This window comes from Achromobacter sp. DMS1, from assembly GCF_001270295.1.
Genome location: NZ_LHSJ01000258.1, coordinates 1 through 5643 on the forward strand (window position 1 = coordinate 1; position 5643 = coordinate 5643).

Annotated in this window: 5 protein-coding genes and 4 pseudogenes; 4 read left to right on the top strand and 5 right to left on the bottom strand. The window is 67.2% G+C overall.

Annotation, left to right across the window (positions count from 1 at the left end):
• Nucleotides 1-580, top strand: a 580-nt coding sequence (gene rho, locus AD428_RS21705; protein ID WP_152968188.1) for a transcription termination factor Rho, incomplete at its 5' end; no start/stop codon positions are given.
• Nucleotides 581-650: 70 nt separating this feature from the next.
• Here the strand turns inward: rho and AD428_RS21710 are convergent.
• Nucleotides 651-1385, bottom strand: a pseudogene (locus AD428_RS21710) (AsmA-like C-terminal region-containing protein); the annotation flags it as partial.
• Here AD428_RS21710 and AD428_RS25670 point away from each other — a divergent pair.
• Entirely contained in the window at nt 1374-1547 is a 174-nt protein-coding gene (locus AD428_RS25670; protein WP_235491065.1) for a hypothetical protein, read from the top strand. The pseudogene AD428_RS21710 and the gene AD428_RS25670 overlap by 12 nt on opposite strands.
• Nucleotides 1548-1648: 101 nt before the next feature.
• Nucleotides 1649-2511: pseudogene (locus AD428_RS21715) on the top strand (cytochrome c oxidase assembly protein).
• Nucleotides 2512-2524: 13 nt separating this feature from the next.
• Here AD428_RS21715 and galU read toward each other — a convergent pair.
• Nucleotides 2525-3376 carry a UTP--glucose-1-phosphate uridylyltransferase GalU gene (gene galU, locus AD428_RS21720; RefSeq protein ID WP_053246556.1) on the bottom strand — a complete coding sequence of 284 codons (852 nt, stop codon included), beginning with the start codon at nt 3374-3376 and terminating at the stop codon, nt 2525-2527.
• Between the two features lie 61 nt (nt 3377-3437).
• Between galU and AD428_RS21725 the strand changes: the two are divergent.
• Nucleotides 3438-3974: pseudogene (locus tag AD428_RS21725) on the top strand (M48 family metalloprotease); the annotation flags it as partial.
• Here AD428_RS21725 and AD428_RS25675 read toward each other — a convergent pair.
• From AD428_RS25675 to AD428_RS21735, 3 genes and pseudogenes are all read right to left on the bottom strand, one after another.
• Nucleotides 3971-4399: pseudogene (locus AD428_RS25675) on the bottom strand (ATP-binding cassette domain-containing protein); the annotation flags it as partial. The pseudogenes AD428_RS21725 and AD428_RS25675 overlap by 4 nt on opposite strands.
• A gap of 11 nt (nt 4400-4410) precedes the next feature.
• Nucleotides 4411-5331: an ABC transporter permease gene (locus AD428_RS21730; RefSeq protein ID WP_053244397.1), complete on the bottom strand. Its 921-nt coding sequence runs from the start codon at nt 5329-5331 to the stop codon at nt 4411-4413.
• On the bottom strand, nt 5328-5643 hold a 316-nt coding region (locus AD428_RS21735; protein WP_152968189.1), incomplete at its 5' end, for an ABC transporter permease. The genes AD428_RS21730 and AD428_RS21735, both read right to left, overlap by 4 nt.

The window sequence follows — 5643 nt, forward strand, 5'->3', positions numbered from 1 at the left end:
GGTGGCCTCCACCTTCGACGAACCCGCCACCCGTCACGTGCAGGTCGCCGAAATGGTCATCGAGAAGGCCAAGCGCCTGGTCGAAATGAAAAAGGACGTGGTGATCCTGCTGGATTCCATCACCCGCCTGGCCCGCGCCTACAACACGGTGGTGCCCGCCTCGGGCAAGGTGCTGACCGGCGGCGTGGACGCCAATGCCCTGCAGCGCCCCAAGCGCTTCTTCGGCGCCGCGCGCAACCTCGAGGAAGGCGGCTCGCTCACCATCCTGGGCACGGCGCTCATCGAGACCGGCAGCCGCATGGATGAAGTCATCTACGAAGAGTTCAAGGGCACCGGCAACTCCGAAGTCCACCTCGAACGCCGCCTGGCCGAAAAGCGCGTCTACCCCGCCATCAACCTGAACAAGTCGGGCACGCGCCGCGAAGAGCTGCTGATCGCGCCCGACCTGCTGCAGAAGGTGTGGGTGCTGCGCAAGTTCATCCACGACATGGACGAGGTCCAGTCCATGGAGTTCATTCTCGACAAGATGCGCGCCACCAAGACCAACGCCGAATTCTTCGACATGATGAAGAAGAAATAAACCGGCTCCGCGCCTCGGACCGAACCGCCACCTCGCGTGGCGGTTTTGTTTTTCTGCGCCTCGCGGCGCGTCAGCTCCCGCCGGACTCGGGCCAGCTTTCGCCGGGGCCGGACTGCGGGCGCGCGGGCGATCCGGGGCCGGCCTGCGTCTCCTCCTCCGGCTCGATCTTCGGGTCGTCCCAGCTGCCCGTCACCCGGTATTGCACGGTCATGGCGCGCGCCAGGGGCTGCTTGAGAAGCCACTGCGTAACGAAGGCGCCCAGCCCGATCAGCGGATTCACCGCCAGCGCCGTCACCACCGCCGCGCCGCTGGCGTCCAGGTTGGGAATCACCACGGCCTTCATGTCCCAGCGTTCCAGGATGAGGTTGACGCTGCCCGCCAGCACGATGGCCGCCACGGGGCCGTTGATCTTGTAGCCCTCGGTGGACAGCAATCCATCCGCGAGCTTCAGCTGGCCGCGCACTGTATCGAACGGGAACCCCTCGCGCAGCAGATTGGTCGGGTTCACGTCCAGCCGGGCCAGGCGCTGCAGGGATTGCAGCGACAGCAGCTCCAGCAGGCGCGCGGTGCGCGAATTCACGTGCATGAAGCGCCCCTTGTCCAGGCTGACTTCGGCCTCGCCCGACAGGTCGGCGATACGGTGCGTCCAGGGCAGGTTGCGCCAGGTCACGTTGCCCTTGACCGTGCCCGTGCCGCCCGAGGCCACCTGCTGGAACCCGATGCGGTCCAGGAAGCCGCCGAGGTCGGCATCCAGGGCTCGATCGCCCGCCCCGACTGGGAATGGCGCGGCGGCATGACGGCGCGCAAGGCGCAGGTCGTGACGCTGGGCTATACCTACGACCTGTCCCGGCGCACGACGCTCTACGGCTTTGCCGGCTACGCGCGCAATTACACGTTGGACAACCAGTTCGACCCGGGCGGCTCCCGCACCGCGAGGGCGGGAATGGGGGTGTCGCACCGCTACTGAACGCCGTCCGCCGGGCCTCCACTACAATCACCGGGCGGACGCGTGCGTCCGCCGCCCGCCCCGCGGTCTTTCGCCGGGCGGCCGTTCTCCGGATAGGGCGCATGGATTCTCTCGAATGGCTGATACCCTGGGAGTTCTCTCCCACGCTGGTGGCGGGCTTCGCGGCCGCCATCGCGCTTTTCGCGCGCGGCCGCCGGGTGCATCGCGTCACGTGGGCGCGCCAGGCGCTGTTCTGGACGGGGCTCGCGCTGCTGTATCTCTCCATGCACACGCGGCTCGACTACTACGCCGAGCGCATGTTCTTCATCCACCGCATCCAGCACCTGGTGCTCCACCACCTGGGGCCGCTGCTCGTCATGGCGGCGTTTCCGGGCTCGGTCATGCGCGCGGGGCTGCCGCTGGCCTGGCGGGCCCGCCTGCGCCGCTGGCTGCCGCTCCCTGGGGCCGGGCGCTGACGGCGGTCTGCACCCACAAGATCCTGGTTCCGGCCCTGTTCGTGTTCCTGGTGCTGGTGTGGCTGATTCCCGCCGTGCAGTTCTATTCCATGCTGGACTGGCGGCTGTACCGGCTGATGAACTGGTCGGTGGTGATCAGCGGATTCATGTACTGGAATCTCATCCTGGACCGCCGGCCCAGCCCGCCCGCGGCCATGTCGCCCGGCGGGCGGGTGATCTCGCCCATCCTGACCATGGCGCCGCAGATGGTCGCGGGCGCCGTCATCGCCTTCACGGAAAGCGACATCTATCCGATTTTCGAGCTGTGCGGCCGGGCCATTCCGATGTCGGCCCAGACCGACCAGACCATCGGCGGGCTGACCATGTGGATTCCCGCCGCCCTGGTCGAGGTGATCGGGCTGCTGGTGGCGCTGGGCACGTTGATGCGCCTGTCGGGCCGGGGGCGGCTGCGCCGCGTGGACCGCGAGGCGCGCATGCGCAACAAGCCCGGCAAAGCGCTGTCGGCCTGAGCCCGCCAGCCGCTTATTCGGGCTCCAGCCCGTGGTACTTGCGTCCCAGCGCCACGGTGGCCTGGAACATGCCCGCCTTGTTGCCGCAGTCGTAGCGCACGCCTTCGTAGCGGTGCGCGTACACCGCCCGCTCGCGCATCATGGAAGCGATGCCGTCGGTGAGCTGGATCTCGTTGCCCGCGCCCAGCTTGATGGAGCGCAGGTGGTCGAAGATGGCGGCTTCCAGCACATAGCGGCCCACCACGGCCAGCGTCGAGGGCGCATCGCCGGGGTCGGGCTTTTCCACGATGTGCGTGACGCGCTCGGTGCGGCCGCCTGCCTGCGGATCGTGCTCGCGGGTGGCGACGATGCCGTACTTGCGCGTGTCGGCGCGCGGCACGTCCTGCACCCCGAGCACGCTGGCGTCCTGGGCCATGGCCACGTCCACGAGCTGTTTCATGGCCGGCGTGTCGGCGTCGATGAGGTCGTCGGCCAGCAGCACGGCAAAGGGCTCATCGCCCACGGCGGGCGCGGCCGTCAGCACGGCGTGGCCCAGCCCCAGCGGGGCCGATTGCCGAATGTAGAGGCAGTTCACGTGCGCGGGTAGAATGCCGCGCACCATGGCGAGCAATTCGTGCTTGCCCTTGCTTTCCAGGTCGGACTCGAGTTCGGGGGCGGAGTCGAAGTGATCTTCGATGGCGCGTTTGTTTCGGCCAGTTACGAAGATCAGGTCCGTGATGCCTGCGGCAACGGCCTCCTCGACGGCGTATTGAATCAGCGGCTTGTCGACGACGGGCAGCATTTCCTTGGGCATGGCCTTGGTGGCGGGCAGGAAGCGCGTACCCATGCCGGCGACGGGGAAAACGGCTTTGCGGACAGGACGCATTGAAACCTCGTTGAATGGGGTATCGATGAAACATTTTAGGCTCATCGCTATCATAGGCGTTATGAAACGCAGGAACACGCCATCCATTTGCGCGATTGCAAAACGAGGATTGATCGCCGGCCTGTGCGCGTCGCTGGCCTTGCCCGCCGTGCCGGTCGCCGCCTGGGCCCAGCCGGTGGGGCTGCCTTCCATGGGAACGGCCTCGGCTTCCGAACTCTCGCCCATGCTCGAGCGCAGCCTGGGGCAGGCCATCATGGCGCAGGGCAGGCGCGATCCCACCTACGTGGACGACTCCGAGCTTTCCCAGTATCTGACCACCATGGGCCGCAAGCTGGCCTCCTACTCGCCCGGCGCCGTGCCCGACGTGGAGATGTTCGGCGTCCGCGATCCGGAAATCAACGCCTTTGCCATGCCGGGCGGCTACATCGGCGTGAACACCGGCCTCATCGTCGCCGCGGACAGCGAGTCCGAGCTGGCCGCCGTGCTGGCGCACGAAATCGGCCACGTGGTGCAGCGGCACATCGCGCGCGGCATGACGCAGCAGAACCAGAACGGCATGGTCATGCTGGCCAGCCTGGCCGGCGCGCTGCTGGCCGCCCGCTGGCGCGCCTGTTCGCGCGAGACGCGGGCATGGGCGCGCACGGCCTCGATCATCTGCGTGTCCACGCGCAGCACCGGATTGAGCGTCATCATCGGATCCTGGAAGATCATCGCGATGTCGCGTCCGCGCAAGGCGCGCCATTGCTCGGCCGACGCATGGCGCAGATCCTCGCCGTTGAAGCGGATCTCGCCGTCCACCACGCGGCCCGGCTCGTCGAGCAGCCCGATCAGCGAAAACCCCGTGATGCTCTTGCCGGAGCCCGACTCGCCCACCAACCCCAGGATCTCGCCGGGCGCGAGCGTGAGATCCACGCCATCCACCGCCTTGACCACGCCCGCACGGGTGAAGAAATGCGTCCTCAGCCCGCGCACTTCGAGAATGGGCGCGGCGCCAGACGGGTTTTCCACGGCATGCGCGTTCATCTTCCTCCCCCTCAGTTCACATTGCGCGGATTGAGCACGTCGCGCAGGTGATCGCCCACCAGGTTGATGGCGATAATGGCCAGCGCCAGCGCGATGCCCGGGAAGAAGGAAATCCAGTACTGTCCGGAAAGCAGGTACTCGAAGCCGTTGTAGATCAGCATGCCCAGCGAGGGCTCCGTCACCGGCACCCCCACGCCCAGAAAGGAGAGGGTGGCTTCCAGCGCGATGGCATGCGCCAGGTCGATAGTGGCGATGACGATGAGCGGCGGCATGCAATTGGGCAGCACGTGCCTGAACAGCACCCGCCCCCAGGACAGGGACATGCAGCGCGCCGCCTCCACGTATTCCTTGCCCCGCTCCACCAGCGCGGCGCCGCGGGCCGCCCGCGCGAAATACGCCCATTGCACGACAATGAGCGCGATGATCACCTTGTCCACACCCTTGCCCAGGATGGCCAGCAGTATCAGCGCCACCAGGATGGCCGGAAAGGAAAGCTGGATATCCACAATGCGCATCAGCAGCGCGTCGATGCGGCCGCCGAAATAAGCCGCGATCAGACCCACCGTCGCGCCGATGCCGAAGGCGGCCAGCACCGACACGCTGGCCACCAGCAGGCTGGTGCGCATGCCGTAGAGAATCGCCGAGAACAGATCGCGCGCCAGGCCGTCGGTGCCCAGCCAGTAGCGCATGGCGCCGTCGCCGCTCTCGCTGCCCGGCGGCAGCTTGGAGTCCAGGATGTCCAGCGAGGCGAGGTCGTAGGGATTCTGCGGCGCGATCCAGGGCGCCAGCAGCGCGGCGCCCACGACGACGACCAGCATCGCCAGCCCCAGCACCGCAAGCTTGCTGGCGAAGAAATCGCCGGCAACGCGGCGCCACGGCGGAACCTCGGGCGCGGCCGGCGCTTCGGCGGCGGGAACGGCGGGTTGGTTCATCGTCGGCTATCCAGGCGAACGCGGGGATCCAGCACCGTGTAGATGATGTCCACCACGAGATTCAGCATGACCAGGAAAAACACGATCAGCAGCAGATACGCCACCACCACCGGACGGTCCAGCGTGATGATGGAATCGATGAGCAGCTTGCCCATGCCGGGCCAGCGGAACACCGTTTCCGTCACCACCGCGAAGGCCATCACCTGACCGAATTCCAGCCCGGCCACGGTCACCACCGGAATCAGGATGTTCTTCAGCAGGTGCACGCCCAGCACCCGGCCTTCGGACAGGCCCTTGGCGCGCGCGAACTTG

Excerpts from the sequence above, each read along its gene's own strand:
- AD428_RS25670 (WP_235491065.1), top strand. The coding sequence starts at position 1,374 with ATGACGGCGCGCAAGGCGCAGGTCGTGACGCTGGGCTATACCTACGAC.
- galU (WP_053246556.1), bottom strand. The coding sequence starts at position 3,376 with ATGCGTCCTGTCCGCAAAGCCGTTTTCCCCGTCGCCGGCATGGGTACG.
- AD428_RS21730 (WP_053244397.1), bottom strand. The coding sequence starts at position 5,331 with ATGAACCAACCCGCCGTTCCCGCCGCCGAAGCGCCGGCCGCGCCCGAG.